The sequence below is a fragment of the Geofilum rubicundum JCM 15548 genome (genome assembly GCF_000974365.1).
GTDB lineage: Bacteria > Bacteroidota > Bacteroidia > Bacteroidales > Marinilabiliaceae > Geofilum > Geofilum rubicundum.
In genome coordinates this window covers 11,590-32,415 of record NZ_BAZW01000005.1, presented here as the reverse complement: position 1 = coordinate 32,415, position 20,826 = coordinate 11,590, and the positions used below count along the sequence as shown (strand labels likewise).

Below are 20,826 nucleotides of genomic sequence, written 5' to 3'. Positions count from 1 at the left end.
ATACATTTAATACTGAATACATCATTAAAAAGTACCCTTAACACCCATATTGAATAAGCGTGTCTGTGGCGCACCTCCAACATTCATTTCCAAATGATCACGCTCCTCTGAAATAGTCAGTAAATTATACCCGCTCAGGTAAACGCTTAGTCCGTTAACAAAAGAACCTTGCAGTACTGTTTCAGGAATATCATAAGTCAATTGAACCTGCGACAAATTAATCCGATCTGTTTTGTACATCCAAAAATCAGAACTGCGGAAGTTGTTAGCCCCACTCTCCGTCGTTAGGCGGGGATATGTAGCTATATCCTTGGTGGCTTCCGTCCATCGGTCGCGCACAACTTCACTGTACTTACTGTCTCCGGATACCCAATAATAAGAGCTGTTCTTAAGTCCATTGCCTCCAAAGAAACCATCGGCCATGGCAAAAAGCGTGAATTTACGGTACTTGGCAGTAAAGTTAATCCCCAGGCGGGTAGGCGTATCCCAGCGACCCAAATAGACCTGGTCCTGGTTGTCAATGACGCCATCTTCATTTTGATCCTTATAACGGATATCTCCCGGTTTTACTGACCCGCCAAACAATTGAGCGGGGGCACCATCAATTTCTTCCTGACTGTTAAAGAATCCAAGATTCTCCAAGCCCCAAAGACCATTAACATGCCGACCAACACTTGTCTGATAATCAAAACTAATGTTTTCATCTCTCCTTTCCGCTTCCGTATTTGAATACATACCGCTGACACCGAGGGACAAATCTACTTCACCTACTTTTTTATTCAGATAAACACTGAAATCAAAGCCCGTGCGGTCATCTATATCATAATTAAGATACGGGAGGATAGACGAAGTCGGATATCCTGTCTGAGTAAAATAAATGGGATATTTCGAATAAGGCAATGCCAGATTGCCATCCATCTTACCCATGAAATAGTTGAAATCAAAGCTCAGGCCATTGTTCCAAAGAGCACCCCTCAAGCCAATGTTTAACTCCTTGCGCTTTATGAAGGTCATATCCGGATTCTCACCCCGTTGGAACTCCGTGGCCGCTTCACCATTCAAGTCCGCCCAGGCATACCAACCAGCTCTCTCAACGACTTGCTTATACAAATAGTAACCCATTGGATTGTCCGCTGTGGCAATATCCATATCGTGACTGATGATACCACCGGATACGGTTAGCATCAGGTCGTCAAAGGCTGAGTCATCAAAGAACGTTTCCTTAACCGGACGCCACCCTAAAGTAACCGTTGGGGAAAACCCAAGTCGATTGGCACTGGGGAGTTTGGCCGAATAGGGAAGTGCCGCACTAAAGTCCACATAGTATTTCTGCAAATAATTATAGGACGCCTGAAGGCCTAGGTTGACATTGGTTAATCGGTGATACTCCCCGTCAACTTTTCTCTGCCAGGCATTGGCCGCCACCATTGCAAACACATTGTGTTTACCTGCATAAGTGCGGGTGAAATCAAACTGGCCATTCACATTATAAGTATAACGATAGGTTGAATAGTTGATCCATTCAACATCAGACTGCCTGTCCACACCAAATACGTTGATGGCACCAATGGCATCCTCTCCATTGTAATTGTTCCATACAGGTGAATAAGAGGCATACTCGTTTTCATAAGCCTGCTGATAAGTGGAAGCATAGTCAATACCATACTTAGAACGAAAATGCAAGCCGTCCAGCAACGAACGCAGGTTAAAATCAAAGCCGGTATTAAACTGAAACTGGCGACTGACAGCCTTTGCAGTTCCAGCTGCATAAGCATCCGCAACTGGATTGGTCGGCTGGAGCTGTGTTCCTCCCAGGAAATATTTACCGTCAATAATATGACTGCTCGCATTAACAGCATCCCATGAGTTGACATCATTTTCGTCCAGATAGCTCAAAGGAATCAATGGAGCCACCCTGTTGGGACGAAGCGTGGCAGCATTGTTCCACCATCCGGTTCTGGCCCTGCTGGCGTTATAAAAAGTAACGTTGGCATCGGTTTGAACAGCAATGTTTTCATGCAATTGCATATCTAAATTACCTCGTGCAAATAGTCGGTTAACGTTATCGTCCGAGGTATTACCCACGTTCAACAAGGAACCTTCACGCAAGTAACCGGTGGTGGTATAGTACCTAACCCGTTCATTGCCTCCGGTAATCTCTGCAATTGCTTCTGTTCTGTTGTACATACTGCGCAAATAATCAGAAGAATACATATTCAGATCAGGATAACGATAAGGATTATTTCCCAAAGAAGTATAGTAAATTTCTTCATCGGAATACTGGGGTCCATTACCATCGTTAACTCTGGCTTCATTGTAAAGCGTCATGTATTCTGCAGCTCCCAAATACTTAGGAAAAGCCCTGGGTACCTGCATGCCTGTATTGGCACGAATGCTTACTGTGGGCGCACCTATTTGACCCCGTTTAGTGTAATCATGACCACTCCCTTGGCTGCTCGGCTACCATATAAGGCCACAGCTGAAACGCCTTTTAAAATAGTTATCTGGTCAATCTCAGATGGCAAAACGTTGTTGGCGTCCCGAACCATGCCATCGACAACCACCAACAGCTCGTCCATTCCCCAAATATTGCCATTCATTCCACCTACCACATTCTCAACAAATGCGTAGCTATTAGAGCTATAGGCTTTTTTTGACATCTCTTCCACATCAATAAAAGAGATGCCGCCTAAAAGGTCCTTTTCGTCAATCGAACGAAATGCGACCTCGACCTTTTTTTGTACAGTATCGGTTTTCAATTCTTCAGTTTCGGGCACTTCAACCTGCGCGGACAACTGAAAAACATTGAAAGCAAACACAATACATATTGTGAGACCAATAAATATATGTTTCATCTTAGTTTGTTTTATATTCTCATTTTGTTACCAACCCGGATTTTGCTCGAACCCTTCATAAATACTTACATCATCCGTTTTAAATGGAAGCCAGTAATGTCTGTCGATCAAATTGCGAGTGACAATGACCTCTTCTCTAAAATTCACGACTTTATTTTCCTTAGGATCAGCCTCCGGATCAAGCTCAGCAGCCCGATCAAAAAACTGTCTGGTTTTTATGTTGTATGGAAATTCGGTTAGTAAGCGCCAGCGACGAAGATCGTTAAAACGATGACCTTCAAATGCCAATTCAACCGCACGCTCACGAATGATCTCTGACATAAAAGCATCTAAGGACCCGGTCATTGATGCGTGTAAGTCCGCTACACCAGCGCGCGCCCGGACTGTATTTACAGCCTCTATGGCGTTCTTGGCAAAATTGGACGACTTGCCAGTTGGCGTACCATATCCCTGAGCAGCAGCCTCGGCGTACATCAGGTAAACATCCGCCAAACGCAACCACGACAGGTGCATGTGCGTTGAATAGCTGTAACCATAAGTCTGATCATATTTATTGGCTCCGGTTGGAATAAATTTATAATTCAAATAACCGGTGCGACTTCCCATTTGAGCGTTAATATAGCTACCTCCGTTATGCAAGTTGGCATAACGGTACTTTTCGTCAGCCGCATCGGTAATGGTTCCGGAAATAACTTTAACACCATCGTAAATGATATTATTATAGAAACGCGGGTCTCTGTCCTTCCACGGCTGTTCCGTGCTGAAACCTGACTCAGCATGATCAAGGGGAAGTCCGTTAGCCATTCCATAATAATTAACATAATTTGCAGACGGGGCAAAGACAATACCATCTCCTTCTGCAATATCCTGATACTGATAAGAGTTCATTTGTCTCCAATAGGAATCAGCTCCGTAGGACGGACTGCGAATGATGGCTTCAGTTCCTCCCGGCATTAACCAACCCTGCTGCATCGTGTAAAACAAAGATGAGTAGTCTTCAAAATCAACCAATGCATATTGCGTTTGTCCGCTCTCTACCATATCCAGTACTTCACCAAAGGCATCGGCAGCCAGTTTGGCCAAATCGGCATCATAGGTGCGCGGACCGGTGGTACCGTTAGCCATTAACGGACTTGCAGCATACAAATAAGTCTTGCCGAGCATGGATAAGGCCCATATCTTATTGGCACGTAATTCGTTATTGTTTAAGGTCTGACTACCAGCGGTCGTATTATCCCAATCGACCGGAAGAAGGGCGGCCGCTTTTTTAAAGTCCTCTGCCATTTTAAGCGCATTTTCCGCATACGTTTCACGGGGAAGACGCAAGGCTTCATCACTGGGTAAAACATAATCGATGTATGGCAATCCGCCCCAATATTGAGTGAGTTGAAAATGGAACCAACCCCGCAGGAAGTACAACTGTCCTTCCACAAGATTTCTTTCTTCCTGAGTAGCATCGATCATTAAACCATCAGCCAGGCTTCAAGGCCAAGATTGGCGGTTCGAATACCGTGCCAGGAACCGCCCCAAATGGCCTTTTGGAAACGATCACCTCCGGCACTCCAGTTACGATCCAAAAAGCTATCTCCCTTTCCAATATAATCCCGATAGTTGCCGCGGTCAATGCTGTAACCCATCAGGTACTCACCGTTTCCAATGGTAATGACCTCGTCTTCGCCCCAGTTAAAAGAGCTCACCCAAAAATGCTTGGCCACATCGGGCGTCAGATGATACATCCGCTCAACAAATCCCTGGAAGTTCCGAAAATTTTTGAACGCATCTTCTTCTGCAATAACCGATTCAGGAGCCTTGTCCAAATAATCTGTGCAAGCGCTCACACTCATCATGAGTGCACCAGCTATTCCGTATAGATAATAAACAAATTTTTTCTTCATCATATTCGATTATAAAGAGATTCTTAATCCTAAGTTATAGCGCTTCTGAGTGGGATAAGCCGTATTTCCACCTGTATTGGACTCCCGGTCATCCGGCATCTTGGTCCACAAAAACAGGTTGTTACCATTCACAAAAAGTTTCAGACTGTTTAAACCAATGCGCTGCATAAATAATTGATTCGTGAAGGTGTAGGACAACTCAGCATACTTCAAACGCACATATGAACCATCATGTAAAAAGCGTGTGCCGGTTGTATAAGGACTGGCCTGAACTTGCCATCTGGGCAGCGGCACATCGGCATTCATATGGTCCTTGGACCAGTAAGAACCTTCCTCAAACGCGGTATTTCTAACACCACCAAGCTGTTCAAGCCCACATAGCGGGTGACATTTGATGCTCCGTAGAACTGGACAAAGCCACTAAAACCTTTGTAATCAAGTCCAAACTGAAAGTTCACCGTATTCTCCGGAACATTGGAAAAGCCGTAAGGAATTTGGTCAAAACTAGTGATGGTTCCGTCGCCATCGTAATCAAGAATCACATAGTTACCCGGCATTCTTCCACCATCTAAGGCATCGTGGGAAGTGGACCCATATAATTCATCCCAATTATTATAATAACCATAATCCACATAAGCATAGGTCTGATCAATAGCCTTTTCAGCCTTCTTCTGATAATCTGGTTTGAGGATGGGATCGTCCGCATCGATAATTTTATTTTCTGCGCGGGTGTAGAACACATTACCCCATAAACGCCAATCGCGAATGGCTTATTCCACCTCAATTCCAATTCATATCCCTTGGTTTCTACCTCACCCATATTGGCTCGGGGCGGAGTTGCGCCGTAATAACCCGGAATGGCCCTATCACCGCCTGCCAGCAAGATATTGGTTCTGTTTTCACTGAAAAAATCAAGCGTACCGGCCAACACACCACCCAAAAAAGCGTAATCCAATGCAATATCCAGTTTTGTAGATACCTCCCATTGAATATTGGGGTTACCAATGGATGCCTCATAATACCATTGGTAAGGACTGTCAGCAGGATCAACGCCGGTAATGGCATGATTAAAGGCACCACCGCTGGCCCATCGGTCCAAATACAACCATCTGTATTCCGGATTAAATTCCTGCCAGGGCGCCCCGGTTCTGTCATCTCCAATCTGTCCGTAAGAAACCCGGAATTTGAGCATGTCAACCCAGGACAAATTCAAACTTTTAAATAAGGGCTCTTCTGAAAACATCCAACCGCCGCCTCCTGATTGAAAAAACGCAAAGCGGTTTTCAGGAGCAAACTTTTCCGATCCATTGTAAGCACCGTTATACTCAAGCATATAACGCTTCTTGTAATCGTAGGTGGTTCTAAACACCCAGTTTTCACGATAGATGGGCAGGTTGCTTCCCCGGGCATATTCTTCACGAGCAACGTTACCCATTAAACCCACCGTATGATCGCCGAAAGTATTGTTATAATCAATCTGCCCGGAATAGTTCATCCTTCTAAAGGTCTCATTGGTATCAACGGTACCCGCGCCGGTTGTCCAGGCCACATTGTTCACATAATCAAACTTGTTATTTCCGTCAAGTGTAGCATCTGTAAAAACCTTACCTGTCTCAGGATCAATCCATTTGTGCAAATTATCTTCCCAATCGTTGGTGTCATCAATACCACGGTTGATTTCCCTGAAACTATTGTCAAATGCCAACCGTGCATGAGCTTTCAAGCCTTTCACCAAAAAGCCCAAATCCTGCTCAAGCGTAAAGTCGGTATTGAGATTATCATCCGTTTGGTAGCCTACTCCATTAACACTTATATCCTCCATTGAGTTGGTAGAGGCCTGAGTAGGGTTAGGCTGGAAATATCCGAAAGAGCCGTCACTGTATTTAGGGCGAAAAGCATCCGGAGCAATACCATAAAAGGCCGCCCAGACAAGATTCTCGTAGTCGTTAAAATTGGTTCCCTTTTTTACAGCGTGAGAACCCGCCAGACTCATTTTTAACGTGGTGGTATTGGTCAAAGTAAAATCAAGGTTACTGCGCACATTTATCCGGTCAAATCCAAAACCGGTCTCGTAGCCTCTGTTATTATCAAAATTCTTGTACAAGTCACCCTCGTGCGTATAATCTAAACTAACGTAGTATTTAGCAAATTTACTTCCACCCGACACGTTAACATTGGCATTGTAGGAAGTCGCATAATCTTTAAGCAGTTCGTCCACCCAGTCCACATTTGGATAACGCTCAAACTCAGCAGTATTGGCAGGGTATCTGTACTTGTCAATGCGGTCCTGATGCAAATAGTAACTCCAGACATCGGGGTTATAACCAACCTCGTGCTCCAGAACCTTGTTGCGTAACATTAATGCATCATAGGAATCCATTAATTCAGGCAACTTTGAATGCGTCTTTAAAGTGGTCGTAAAATTAATGTCAATATTGGCCTTGCCTTCTTCCCCTCTTTTGGTAGTCACAAGGATAACACCATTCGCACCGCGAACACCAAATACAGCGGTTGCAGAGGCATCCTTCAAAACAGAAATAGAAGCCACTGAATTAATGTCCACACTACTCATGGGACGTTCAATTCCATCCACCAAAACCAAAGGCTCTCCACCGTTCCAGGAACTGACCCCCCTGATCACGATCTCCGGGTCTTCCTCACCTGGTCTTCCTGAACTGGTCATAGTTACCACTCCGGGCAAGTTTCCTGTAAGGGCCTGTCCCAGACTGGACACCCCACCTGTACGCTCAAGTGTTTTGGCGGAAGTTTGTGAAATGGCACCAACCACACTTTCTTTTCTTTGTTGCCCAAACCCGACTACAATAACCTCATCAAAGATTTGAGAATCTTCCTGCATCACCACTCTAATGGAATTTCTTGCAGAAACATCAATGGTCTGAGTGGCCATTCCGAGAAAGGAGACTTCCAGCTCGGTGTCTTCCGGTGCCAGGTTAATACTGAATTGACCGTCAAAATCGGTAATAACACCAACGCCTGGTTTTCCTTTAACCAAAATGGTTACACCGTAAAGCGGTTCCTCTTTTGAGTCAACTACGGTACCCTCCACCGTGCGTCCGCTTTGCGCATAAAGGAAGGAGCCTCCTGACGACAGCAGAAGGAGCACCAGCAGTTTAAAACTCATCCACTGACTAAACAGCGGCCTTAAACGACTTTTTGTTTTCTTCATTTTTCTTGAATTTGATTTTTTTTCAACCTGATTTCCAATAATGGTCTCTGAAACAAACTTCTGTCTCTAATTCTATGCATACCTCTATTCTTATTCAAAATGAACTGAAGCAAAAGTAACCAGCCAACCCTATGCGTATTTTCACTTTTAGATAAACCTTGTTTGTTTTCAGATAAAATGTGAATAACTGTGAAAAAAGAAGCCAAAAAGCTAAGAAGACGGGAGTGCTGAAAATTGAAATAAAAAAAATGAAGCCCTATAAACAGGGCTTCACCAGAGGAAACTAAAGATACACCTTAATAAAATCAGATATCTTCGCGGCCATTGACCTACAAAAAAAGTTAAAGATCCGATCTGAAATTAAACCTTTTGGTGTCTGAATTCAAACATAGATCCACATCCATTAACGGGATTGAAATTCGGAAGGAGATTTTCCATAATGCTTTTTAAAAACAGTGCTAAAGTATCCCACACTGGCAAATCCACAAAGCTCGCTCACCTCAGTAATTGAGTGTTGCTCCATTTGTAGAAGTTCCAGTGCTTTGGTTAACCGCACCACCCGGATAAAATCGGAAGGGCTTTGGTCGGTAAGACCTTTGATCTTTTTATACAAAAGGGAACCGCTGACATTCATTTCTGAAGCAAACAGCTCTTTATTAAACTCAGGATTGGCCAATTGTTCACTCACCACCTCAAGTGCCCTTTTGACGAATTGATCATTCAACTCATTCGCCACGACCGCCTCGTGTTGCGGCCCGCCACTAATCAACTTCAGGGCCCTTTCACGGACCAGACTGCGGTTACTGATGACCGAGATGATTCGTTGTTTCAGCACAGCCGAATCAAAGGGCTTGGTCAGGTAGTCATCGGCACCCAATTCCAGACCGTGCAACTGGTCATTTTTCTCAGAAAGAGCTGTCAGCAAAATAACGGGAATATGGGAAGTCTCATAACTTGACTTAACCAATTGACACAGTTCATATCCGTCGCGTCCGGGCATGAGTATATCCGACACAATCAAATCGGGCAGCTCACGTTGAATAATTTCCCATCCCTCTATGCCGTCAGCTGCGGTCAGGATATTAAAACCTTCATCCATACTCTGCTGCAAAAAGCACCGAAGCTCTTCATTGTCCTCTACCACCAATACAGTATAGTCCCTGACAGCCCCTTCGCCAACAGGCAGAGGCGGCACAATTCTTCCTGCATGGGGTTTAACCGGTGACACTTCATCCATTGTCTCTCCCGAAAATTCCTTCATGGGAACGGTAACGGTGAAGGTGCTACCGTTGTTTTCCTGACTTTCCCAGTCGATTTTCCCACCATGCAGTCCAACATACTTTCGCACCAGCAACAAGCCAATACCTGAACCAACAATCTTAGCATTGATGGCATTCTCGCCCCGGTAGAATTCCCGGAATAAATGCTGACGGGCTGACTTGGAAATACCAATTCCCTGGTCCTTCACCTCCAGCACCCAATTCCGTCTGGATAAACGCAAATTCACCAGGACAGAAGTTTGCGGCTTTGAATATTTAATGGCATTCGACAATAAATTATCCACCACTTTTTCCATCAAACGCTCATCCACTTCACTGTTAAGGGTGCCTATTGAAGGGTTAAAAACCACAGCAATCTGATGGGTAGCCGCGTAGGACTCAAACATGGCCACGCGCTGACGCACAAAAGCAACGACATCTACCCGCTTCATCAGCAATTGTTCCTTATCAATATCTGCTTTTTGAAAATCCATCAGTTGGGTAACAACACCAACCAGACGGTCCACCTGACTTCTGGCCAGGTCCAGATAATAACTTCCCTTTTCACTTAAGTTAGATTCATGGCCCAATTCATCTATGGGACCCTTAATCAGACTTAATGAGGTGCGCATATCATGCGCCGTACTGGCAAAAAACCGGATCTTCTCTTCGGAATGCAGTTGCTTGATCAGATTGATGTAATATTTGAGCGACAAATAAAATGCACTCAGCAAAAACAGACCAACCAGCAGGAGAAACCACCAGGCCTCCCAGAATGGGGGTTTCTTGACTATTTCCAGCGTTCTTTCATCAATGATTTCCGACATCGAATTGTCGTACAATCGAATTTTCAGTTGGTAGGAACCCGTCGGCAAATTCGTATAATTCAGGGTACGATTGGTAACCGGCCGGCTCCATTCAGTATCAAAACCCTCCAAAAACCACGAAAACTTTGTCCCATAGGTCATGCCCAAAGGCACCATGTCGATCAATAAATTATTCTGATTGTGTTTTAGCCGCAGCGATTGAATGCTATCAACTGGCATCTCAAGTTTTTTAACCACCTCTGTCCGAAGCGATTTCCCAAGAATACGTATGTCCTGAAAATAGATTTGCCCTTCAGATGGCGACTTTTCGATGGCTGAGGGATTAAACATGACCGCCCCCTGATTGGTACCCCAAATCATCTCTCCATTCTTTCTCATGAAGTGCGCATTGCGGTTATAGGATATTCTGGATAAGCTTTGAATGGAAGGGAAAGTCTCCAGGGTCTCATCCAAAGGGTTGAACCGACAAATGCCATTTTCAGTACCCAGCCATAAAAAACCCTGATCTAATAATATGCTGTTAACAAAATTGGAAGGCAGACCTATTTCTGTGGTAAATTTTGTAACCTGCCGGGTTTGCAAATTGAATAGTACCAAGCCTTCCCCAACAGTGGCCAACCATACCATATTCCCCTGCACCAGCATATCATGTATAATATAGCCATTCAGCACAATATCTACATTTGAGCTGTGCTTATTCAACACACTTAAACCATAGGTGCACCCCAGGAGCATATGACTGGCATCCAGTTCTTTCATAATGTAGACCGGATGACTGCCGTAACTGGTAATATTATGGGTGGCCATGTTGTAGCGAAGCACCTCGCCCTGTACACCGCCTATCCATACATTACCCTGACTGTCGTTGGTAATATTGAAAACAAAATTGCTTTTAAACAAGGATTCATTGCCCTCAAACAAAATATGCTGAATCTCTGCACCTGTTTTCCCATCTATCAGATAAACGCCGGAAGAATAAGAACCGGCCCAGATATTTCCATTGGCATCTTCGCTGAGAGATAAGAAAACCTGAGCTTGCTTCTGCTTGTTGTGATAAAAAGCCTCCCATTTATTATGGGCGACATCCCATCTGCTTATGCCATTGTTGGTAGCAAACCACAAATTTCCTCTGGCATCCTCAATAATACTATTGACATCATCATTGGAAAGCGAATTGGGGTTATTGGTCAAATGCCTCACATGTGTCAACATGGAAGAGGTCTTGTTGTAGTAAGAGACACCCCTGCTGTATGTGCAAACCCAAACCCGCCCCTTGTCGTCCTGGAATATATCGTAAACACCATTTCCCTGCAATGAATTGGGTTTATCCACATCCTCCTTATAAATATTATAAACAATCAAATCCTGCTTACCCACTTCCCAAAGCCCCTGGCCATCCACCCCTATCATCATGGTCGAATCTGAAACAGACTCAATATCCAGGATCGGCTGCTTTGGAACGCCGGACACCTGCAAAAGTTGATTTTTATTCAGTTGGTATTTGTACAAACCAGACGATACTGAACCCAACCAAAGATCATTTTCAGCCTCTTCATATTGCAAATAAGAAACGTCTATGGGAAAATCAGAAAAATTCAGGAGGGAAATTCTTTTATTGGTAACGGTATTAAATAAAGATAAATCGTCATCATCAGCAACAAACAACTGATCGGTACTATACCATTCGAGGTAACCAATCTCCGTTTCTTCCCAATGAATCTTTAACAATTCATCCTTGTAATGAATGAGTCCGCTATTGGTTGCCAGCCAAAACGCCCCACTTTCATCCACAACCATAACCTGCACCGTCAGGTATTGAAAGTTTAGCTGTTTACCTAAGTTAGCAATAAGAATAAATTCATCCTGAATAATATCGTACCGGAAGATCTGACCATTATTTGAATATGCCAACAGTTCAGAATTTTGGTAGATCAATTTGACCGTAATAACATCCGGCGTATCAAAGGGTAACTGATAAAGGCGGTAATCGTCGTCGGTCAATCTCAGAATGCCTGTTTTGGAAGAAACCCAAACAAAACCATAATCATCCATGCTGGCGGAAGCAGTTTCACGAATGGAAATGCCAAACATCTCATTGATGTTGTAAAAACTGATATTCGCCCAGGCAGCCAAACTGCCAAAATTTAAAAGTAAAACTAGAACAGAACTTCTTAAAGCAACCTGACACCTCATAAATGTTTTTAGCATTATCCTCTATCCTCCAAAATAACAAAAATCAAACAATGGTCTAAGCGCTCCATCAGTTGGGAAAAAAGCACTTCAAAATTAACAAATTTTAGCACATATACTTTCTTTTTTCAGATAATTGATTTCTAAAATCAGATAATCAAATACAAAAAAATGCCTGATAAATCAGGCATTCCTCTTTGTCGGGTCAAATTAAAAATTACCCCTATTTGAAACTAAAATATCTAAAACCAAATCACATCTGTGAAGCCATGCCCTATATTTGCCTTAATAAAAAATAGAGATGACGTGTTATTAATCGATGTTTTCTATTTATTCTCATAAAATAGAAAATTTGGTGAAAGGCAGGGGGCTCAACGGAGCCCCCTTTTCATGGCATCCATTTTCACCATCACTTACTTCACCGTCCAAACCACCACACCCGCCGTGGGAATGGTCTTTTGGCCAATGAGTATCTCAGTACCGGTGGGCAAATCAATGGTATAGTCCTTATCGGAATAGTTCATGGCGATGCCCAGTCCGTCACGGAATTCCACCAAAACACCTTCGGGATAATCTTTGACCGGAATTTCGAGGCGCTGGTACAACTTCTTAATCACCGCCATTTCCAGACCACCCTGGTGGGTATCGGCCCCCACATAAGTGACCGTTCCCCGCCCGTAGCGATGGAAGGTAACAGCGGACTCACCCTCATAATAATCACCGGCATAAGTCGCCCAACTTTCGGTGTCCTTACCTGGTTTCAAAACATCCCCCCAGCTGGTCCACCCGAATTTCTGATTTCCCATCACAACAGTATCTGCTGCATGTGCCCGCAAGAGATCGTAAAAAGGAATCTCACCACCAATCAAATGATAGAGGGGCTCGGCATGTTGCGCTTCCCAAAGGTGGCCTTTTTCGTTCTGGTGACCGGTGCGGGCCGACATGACCAAATGGCCACCCGCCTCCACATATTGGGTGATTTTTTGAATCAAAGCCCGACTCATTTGCTGGTAGGCCGGAACGACCATGACCGGATAGCCGGAAAAGTCCATGGTATCCCGGATAAAGTCCACCGGAGCCCCCAAAGATTTCAAAGCCTTGTAATACTTCAGCACGTGCTGCTCGGTATCCCATTCAACGGTCTGCTTGTTTTGATTCATGGCCACCGTGTTGTCCGGATCATACAAAATAGCGGTATTCCTTTGCCTATAATCCGACGGCACTTTTCCCAGCGTGGCCTTACTCCGCAGCAGCTTCAACTCATCAATAAACTGCGCGTATTCGAGTCCGCCGGGCGTGGGTGTAACACCATCGGGACCAACCACACCGTAATGGTACTGCTCGTAGCCATAAATGGGTGCCCTAAAACGGTAGGTGCAGACAAACTTGACATCACCTGCAAAGATGTGGTACAACCACAAACGAACCGCACCTGGTAAGGGCTGCGAGTTCACAGTCCCCCAGTTCACCTGACCCGGTTGCAACTCCATCACGCCGAGGAAGGGCGACAAGGGCCTGAAGTAATCATTGGCCATGGCAATGCGCGAATACTCTCCTACCCGGTAGCCTTTGCGACCAATACCTTCATGCTCCCCATACACCATATAACGCGTATAAGTAATAAAATCCAGTTCCTGACTCATCCCGATAAAACGGGCATCGTACATGGGAATAAAATTGGTGGTAATCCACTGCTCCTCATCCGCATATTGGCGAATGGTCCGGGCTTGCTCATCCAAAAAGGAAGCCGTCTCATAATCGGCGAAACGACCGTGGTCCAGACGATGATAAAGATTCATACCCCATTGCGAATGCTTGGGAAGGTTAATCTCCGAAAAATCGCTGTAAACCACACTCCAGAAGTTGGTTCCCCAGGCCTCATTGAGGGCCTCTATGGTTTGGTATTTATCTTTCAGCCAAATACGGAAGCGCTTGAGCGCGTCCTCGCTGTAATCGACAGTGGAACGGGGTTCATTATCGAGTTGCCAGCCAATAATTCGCTCATCACGGCCATAACGTTTGGCCAGTTCGGCTATTAACTTTTGGGAATAGTCGCGGTAAAATTCGTTGGAGAAGGAGGCATGCTGACGGGCGCCATGGTCCATTTTGGTGCCATCCTCACGGGTAATCAGAATATCCGGGTGTTTCCGCACCAGCCACACCGGTGGTGTGGCCGTAGACGTGCACATAATCACCTTTATATCGTACTTGGCAGCCATGGCCACTGCCCTGTCCAGCCAGGCGAAATCATAAACGCCTTCCTCAGGTTCCAGCTGCGCCCAGGCGAATTCAGCAAAATGGGTAAATTCAAAACCCATCTCCGCAATTTTGGCCAAGTCCCTTTCCCACTGCTCCTCGGGCCAGTGCTCCGGATAATAATAAGCCCCTAAAGTCATCAAATCCGCCGGCGGAAACGAATTAACAGGTTGCTGTGCCCATCCGTTGACGGTAAAAAGGAGGGCAAAAAGAAAAGCTGATAGATTTTGCATCACAGTATATTTTGGTTCTTACTCACTTTTAATGGTCATTTTGGCCGTTTTCAATCCCTTGCCCTTCACTTGCAGGGTTATGTCGCCAGCCTTTTTTTGTGATTGAACGGTGACCACCAGTTGACCACTAAAGGCTTTCATGGTGGGCAGGTGGAAAAGTTCCAAAGAAGTGGGATCACCATTACAAACCACCTTAAAATCACCGGCACCCGTCACTTTAAAATCCAGCTGCGGTGTGGCTGTGGCGCAAAAACGCCCCTCTTTATCCACCACCGAAACGGTGATGTACGACAAGTCCTGACCATCGGCCGTAATAACGGAACGATCGGCCACCAACTCCAGGCCATAAGGCGCTCCGGCCGTATGCACTTCCTTCTCGGCCACCGGCTGTCCATCATCGTCCAGAGCCACCACTTTTAGGGTGCCGGGTTCATATTGAACATCCATCCACATCAGTCGGTAGCGGTGCTGTTTGGTTTTATCTTTGGTCTTGGTCTGTATGCCCTGACTCTTACCATTCACAAAAAGTTCAGCGCTGTTGTAACTGGTATAAACGAAGACCGGGGTGGTTTCCCCTTCGCGTCCTTCCCAGTTCCAATGCGGCAAGATGTGCAGGGTTTCGTCCTTGGTATTCCAGCGACTGCGGTAAAGGTAGAAGCGATCCTTGGGCAGTCCCGCCAAATCACTGATCCCAAAATAGGAACTCCTGGACGGCCAGGCCTCGTTGTAAGGCGTGGGTTCTCCCAGATAGTCGAAACCCGTCCACACAAACTCACCAATTACCCAGTCGTAATCGTCCTGCCACACAAAATCATCATCGGGAAGGTTCGACCAGCGGCAATATTCCAAATCGTAGGAAGAACTGTGAAAATCGTTATAGGTCTTGTGGCTATAAATTTCGACCGGAAATTTATAAATACCTCTTGAACTGACCGTAGAGGCCGTTTCCGACCCTAAAATAAAGCCCTGGGGAAAGCGGTCATAAGCCTCATCATACAAGTGCACGCGGTAATTCAGTCCGGGAATATCCGTAATGGCCCCAAAGCCGTTCTCCATCACGGCAGCCACCTGGTCCATCCCCACCGTAACCGGTCGAGTCGGGTCCTCCCGGTGAAAAATATCCTGCAGCCATTTGGCCCGCTTCACCCCTTCATTGCCCCACTGATCGGGCACCTCATTGCCCGAACTCCACATCACAACACTGGGATGATTGCGCAAGGCCCGCACCAGATTCACCACATCCTTTTCAGCCCACTCTTCAAACAGCCGGTTATAGCCATTCTTTACCTTGGGTTTGGCCCACTCATCAAAACTCTCGGCCAAATACAGGATGCCCATTTCATCACACAGTTCCACCTGCTCACGGGCCGGCATGTTATGGGCCGAACGGACCGCATTAACCCCCATATCTTTCAAAATGGTCAGCTGTCGACGCAAAGCCGCCACATTTACTGCAGCCCCCAATGGTCCGAGGTCATGGTGGAGACAAACCCCTTTAAACTTGGTCACCTCCCCATTGAGCACCAAACCTTTGCCCCGCTCATACTCCACACTTCGAATACCAAAGCGGATGAACTCCTCATCCTTTAATTCATCTCCCTCATATAAAAGCACACGGGCCTGATATAAATGCGGATGCTCAGTCCCCCAAAGCTGAGGCTGTGGCACCGCAATATTTTGTTCCATTTTGGAACCAAAGCGATCAGTGGTGGTCTCGGCAGCCACTACCTTTCCGCTGGGGTCAATAATTTCCGTCACCATGTGGGTAGCCGCACCACTGATCTCTGTTTGAATGTTCACTTGTGCCACCTCATCAGAAATAAAGGGGGTGGTGATAAAAGTGGCCCATTTATTAAAGCTCACCTCATCTTTTACGATCACCTGTACCTTGCGGTAAATCCCTGCACCCGGATACCAGCGGGAAGAGGAAGGCAAATTCTCCAGACGAACAGCCAGAAGATTCTCTTCCCCCTGTTTCAGATAATCTGAAATATCAAAATAGAAGTAGCTGTAGCCATAAGGCCAATGCCCCACTTCCTCTCCATTAATATACACCCGGGCATCACTCATGGCGCCATCGAAGGCCAGCAAAGCCTTTTTGCCGGGTTGAAAAGCGGGTACCTCGAAGGTTTTACGGTACCATCCCACCCCAATGTGCGGTAAAGCACCGGTCCGCCCGGTTCGCTCCCTCGGCGCTTCATCCATATCCTGCACCACCTGAACCACCTGCTTATCGATATCCTTGTCAAAAGGCCCCTTTATGGCCCAGTCATGCGGCACATCTACTGTCTCCCAGCCTTTTACTGACAAGCCGGGAGCTTCCCCTCCATCCACCTCCCGGTTAATAAATTGCCAATCGCTATCCAGCGTAATAACATGCCGTTGCTACTCTGCGCCAAACCATTGAAAAACAGGAAACAGGAAACAAGCAGCAGAATTAATTTTTCCATTTTATTTGATTTAATGACATGATTAATTTGACCCGACATATGTATAAACAGGTTAAACACCATTCATTAGAAAAGCATACGCCTCCCACAAATTAAGCAAACCTGTTAACAGAACAAAAATAGTAACACCCACCAATAAACAAAAATTAATTCTACTTTTCCGTCAATTAATTCACCGGAATTTTTCGGACACCAAAAATCCGGTGAAAATTACCTATGTTTGTGCTAACAACACAGTTATACAGTCCATGAAAATCCTTCTGATTACACCTCCGCTTACCCAGCTCAACACACCCTATCCGGCCACTCCTTATTTAAAAGGATTTCTGGTCGAGGAAGGACATCAGGTCCATCAGGCAGATTTGGGCATCGAACTGGTCAACCGGCTATTTTCAAGAGAGGGTTTGCAGAAGCTGTTTCAACGGGTGGTGGTGTCCCGTCAAACCCCTGCCCACCTTCGCCAACTGTTGGTTGATCAGCAGCAATACATCCACTCCATAGATGCCGTCATGCGGTTTCTTCAGGGACTGGAACCCACACTGGCCACGCGTATCTGCCATGGCGAATGGCTGCCGCAGGGCGAACGGTTTAAAGGCATGGCCGATCCCGATTGGGCATTTGGAGCCCTGGGCACCACCGAAATGGCCAAACACATGGCCACGCTTTACATCGAAGATCTGGCTGATTTCATCCAGGCGACCATAGATCCCTTCTTTGAATTGAGCCGATATGCGGAACATCTGTGCCTGCGCTTGCCCCACTTAAAACCCTTACTAACAGCACTGTCAAAGCCCGACTCTCTTTTGGATGAATGGCTGCTTGAGCTCCTCGAAGAAAAAATGCGGACCAGCGATCCTCGTCTGGTCTGTTTCTCCATCCCCTTTCCCGGAAACCTGATGGGGGCCTTTCGCTGTAGTCGCCACATTCGTCAACACTTTCCCGAAGTGACCGTAGCCTGGGGCGGCGGATATGTCACCACTGAATTGCGCCAGTTAAGCGACCCAAAAGTCTTTGATTTTGCACATTTTATTTCTCTGGACGATGGGGAACCGGCACTGCGGGCCCTGATCAGCTATTTGGAGGGAAATGATGACCTTCCGCTTTGTCAGACCTACCATCGGGCGACAAACGGACAAATCCTCTTCCACCCAAAACAACCGGGTCATTCCATTCCTTTCAAACAGGTACCCGCGCCTGACTATTCGGATTTGCCATTGCATAAATATATTTCACTGATTGAAGTGGCCAACCCCATGCACAAATTATGGAGCGATGGCCGGTGGAACAAACTCATTCTGGCCCATGGCTGTTACTGGGCCAAATGTGCTTTTTGCGACACCTCCCTGCCCTACATCAACTGCTTTGAGGCCTTGCCGGCCAGCCAAATTTGTGATTACATGGAAGCGCTTATGCAACAAACGGGTAGCAGCGGTTTTCATTTCACCGATGAAGCAGCGCCACCACGCCTGTTGCGTGAGCTATCCAGGGAGATTATCGAACGTAAGTTGGTGGTCAGCTGGTGGACCAACATCCGCTTTGAAAAGACTTTTGATGCAGATCTTTGTCGACTAATGGCGCGTGCCGGTTGCATTGCCGTATCGGGAGGTATAGAGGTGGCGTCCAACCGACTCCTGAAATACATCAACAAAGGGGTGACTGTGGAACAGGCCTTTGCAACGGCCGAACACTTAACAGAAAGTGGCATCATGGTGCATGCCTACCTGATGTATGGCTTTCCTACGCAAACAGAACAGGAGACGTTGGAGGGACTCGAATCGGTGCGACAAATGTTTGAAGCAGGCGTGCTGCAATCGGCCTTTTGGCACCGCTATGCCATGACGCTGCACAGTCCGTCGGGCCAGCACCCGCACGATTATGGGGCCGACCCTCTGTCCCAACAGACGGGCACTTTTGCCAACAACGAATTGGCCTTTACAGATCATCAAAAAATTGATTTTGAGAGACTGGGACAAGCCTCTATAAGGCCACTTACAATTACATGCACGGTCTTTGCCTGGATTGGCCGGTCAGGAAATGGTTAAGCCTTTAACGGAATGGAAAAGGTAAAGGTGCTGCCCTTGCCTTCCTGACTATCGACCCAAATATTTCCGCCATGCTTTTCCACCAGTTCTTTGCAAAGAATTAAACCCAACCCCGTTCCGGATTCATTTTCAGTACCATTGGTTTTTATTTTAGCATCCAGTTGAAACAACAAGGGTAGAATTTCCTCATTAATTCCCACACCGTTATCGGAAATCCTGACTTCCAGCAACTCTTGGCCGGTTTTGGTATGGATATCTATTTGCCCGTTTATCGGTGTAAATTTGATGGCATTGGAGATAAGGTTGCGCAAAACAGTAGTGATCAGACGGGGATCCGCATAAATATCCTCATCGGCGGTATCCGATTGGTGATAAACAATGGAGATATTTTTAATTTTAGCCGCGGAACTCAGCACTTCTACAACATTCATAATAACCTTCTGAGTAGACATTGTTTCAGGCCTGAAAGCCATTTGTCCACTCTGCGATTTAGCCCAGTCGAGCAGATTTTCCAGTAATTCAAGTGTGTTTTGGGCCGAGCCTTTAATGCTCCTCAGGTAATCAGTTGATTTTTCAAGGCTTTGTTGTTGAATATTTTCCATCAAAATATCCAGAAGTCCCAAAATTCCATTGAACGGACTTCTCAAATCATGGGCAATAATTGAAAAGAACTTGTCTTTAGTGGTATTCAATTCCTCCAGCAAAGCTGATTTTTCGACCAACATGGCCGTCTTTTTTTTGACTTTTATACTGAGACTCCACGACCAAATAAACAAAAGAGCGACCACCAAAAAAAGGGGAAGAATAAACATGCCAATATAGCGCAACACACTAACAAAAGAAACTTCCCTGCGTTGGTGCAATTGCCATTTTTCCTGCAAAGCATTGAGCTCCCCCGACGCTTTCATTTTATCCAGGCCGTCATTCAGCAGAGATAATAACCGGGCATCGCCCTTTTTTACTGCAAACCGGAAAGGACTGGGCAAAATGGGCGGACCGACTACTTTAAGGTTTTTGATATTTTCTGATCGAATGGCCTCCATGCCTATAGAATAAGGAGCAATAACGGCATCATGTTTTCCGGAGCTCAGTAAGTTGATGGCAACGGGCATGGAATTGACATAAAAAGCATTTTCAAAAAGCCCCATCGGTTTGATAAAATTGTCTATGGAGGCATCACCCTGTAAAACAATAATGCGCCGGTCAATAATATCATCCAGCGCCTTTACCGGAGAATCCGTGCGCACAAAGATGGCATAGTACTCAAGGGTATGCGGGATCGTAAAATCATAGAAAACAGCCCTTTGTTCCGTATAAAAAATGCCCAACAGAAGGTCTACTTCTCCTTCCCTTAAACTTTCCAAAGCTTGAGGCCAGGGCGTAAAACGAAATTCCAGATCAAGGTTGTTCTGTTTGGCAATGGCCATAATGATGTCCACGTCATATCCCCTCGCCTCACCATTACTATCCAAAAAAGTATGAGGTTTATAATCGAAATCACCCCCGACAATAATTTTCCGCCTTTCAAACTTAACGGAATCAGCAGACATTGCCTGAAGCTTATTCGTCAACGCAAATGGAATGACCAACATCAACAGCAGAAAAAATCGGTACTTTATTTCTTTCTCCATC

Annotated in this window: 13 protein-coding genes; 1 reads left to right on the top strand and 12 read right to left on the bottom strand. The window is 45.7% G+C overall.

The annotated features are described in order from the left end of the window. Positions 1-24 precede the first annotated feature (24 nt). From JCM15548_RS04070 to JCM15548_RS22205, 11 genes are all read right to left on the bottom strand, one after another. Positions 25-2,376, bottom strand: a complete 2,352-nt coding sequence (locus JCM15548_RS04070) for a SusC/RagA family TonB-linked outer membrane protein (RefSeq protein ID WP_227625445.1) — start codon at positions 2,374-2,376, stop codon at positions 25-27. A 35-nt stretch (positions 2,377-2,411) separates the two neighbouring features. Further along, the gene (locus JCM15548_RS22940) at positions 2,412-2,855 is read right to left on the bottom strand and encodes a TonB-dependent receptor plug domain-containing protein (protein WP_227625444.1); all 444 of its coding nucleotides are present in this window, start codon (positions 2,853-2,855) and stop codon (positions 2,412-2,414) included. A gap of 27 nt (positions 2,856-2,882) precedes the next feature. Next, positions 2,883-4,319 carry a RagB/SusD family nutrient uptake outer membrane protein gene (locus tag JCM15548_RS04065; RefSeq protein WP_227625443.1) on the bottom strand — a complete coding sequence of 479 codons (1,437 nt, stop codon included), beginning with the start codon at positions 4,317-4,319 and terminating at the stop codon, positions 2,883-2,885. After that, positions 4,319-4,753: a hypothetical protein gene (locus tag JCM15548_RS22935; protein ID WP_227625442.1), complete on the bottom strand. Its 435-nt coding sequence runs from the start codon at positions 4,751-4,753 to the stop codon at positions 4,319-4,321. The genes JCM15548_RS04065 and JCM15548_RS22935 overlap by 1 nt, the downstream gene beginning before the upstream one ends. Positions 4,754-4,759: 6 nt before the next feature. After that, the gene (locus JCM15548_RS22930; protein WP_227625441.1) at positions 4,760-5,056 is read right to left on the bottom strand and encodes a TonB-dependent receptor; all 297 of its coding nucleotides are present in this window, start codon (positions 5,054-5,056) and stop codon (positions 4,760-4,762) included. Then, the gene (locus JCM15548_RS22925) at positions 5,053-5,307 is read right to left on the bottom strand and encodes a hypothetical protein (RefSeq protein ID WP_227625440.1); all 255 of its coding nucleotides are present in this window, start codon (positions 5,305-5,307) and stop codon (positions 5,053-5,055) included. The genes JCM15548_RS22930 and JCM15548_RS22925 overlap by 4 nt, the downstream gene beginning before the upstream one ends. An 11-nt stretch (positions 5,308-5,318) precedes the next feature. Next, positions 5,319-7,937 carry a SusC/RagA family TonB-linked outer membrane protein gene (locus JCM15548_RS04060; protein WP_227625439.1) on the bottom strand — a complete coding sequence of 873 codons (2,619 nt, stop codon included), beginning with the start codon at positions 7,935-7,937 and terminating at the stop codon, positions 5,319-5,321. A 403-nt stretch (positions 7,938-8,340) separates the two neighbouring features. Further along, a complete protein-coding gene (locus JCM15548_RS04055; protein ID WP_162198169.1) occupies positions 8,341-12,156 on the bottom strand; it encodes a hybrid sensor histidine kinase/response regulator transcription factor in 3,816 nt (1,271 codons plus the stop codon). Positions 12,157-12,626: 470 nt separating this feature from the next. Next, positions 12,627-14,702 (bottom strand): beta-galactosidase, encoded by a 2,076-nt coding sequence (locus tag JCM15548_RS04050; protein WP_062122562.1) that lies wholly within the window; start codon positions 14,700-14,702, stop codon positions 12,627-12,629. Positions 14,703-14,720: 18 nt separating this feature from the next. Beyond that, positions 14,721-17,036, bottom strand: a complete 2,316-nt coding sequence (locus JCM15548_RS04045) for a glycoside hydrolase family 2 TIM barrel-domain containing protein (protein WP_227625438.1) — start codon at positions 17,034-17,036, stop codon at positions 14,721-14,723. Further along, positions 17,003-17,152, bottom strand: coding sequence for a hypothetical protein (locus JCM15548_RS22205; protein WP_173427644.1), 150 nt, complete (start codon positions 17,150-17,152; stop codon positions 17,003-17,005). The genes JCM15548_RS04045 and JCM15548_RS22205 overlap by 34 nt, the downstream gene beginning before the upstream one ends. A 248-nt stretch (positions 17,153-17,400) precedes the next feature. Here JCM15548_RS22205 and JCM15548_RS04040 point away from each other — a divergent pair, with 248 nt between their 5' ends. Continuing rightward, positions 17,401-19,194, top strand: a complete 1,794-nt coding sequence (locus tag JCM15548_RS04040; RefSeq protein WP_062122561.1) for a B12-binding domain-containing radical SAM protein — start codon at positions 17,401-17,403, stop codon at positions 19,192-19,194. Here the strand turns inward: JCM15548_RS04040 and JCM15548_RS04035 are convergent. Continuing rightward, entirely contained in the window at positions 19,191-20,825 is a 1,635-nt protein-coding gene (locus JCM15548_RS04035; RefSeq protein WP_062122560.1) for a transporter substrate-binding domain-containing protein, read from the bottom strand. The two genes, JCM15548_RS04040 and JCM15548_RS04035, sit on opposite strands and share 4 nt — an antisense overlap. Between the last annotated feature and the right edge of the window lies 1 nt (position 20,826).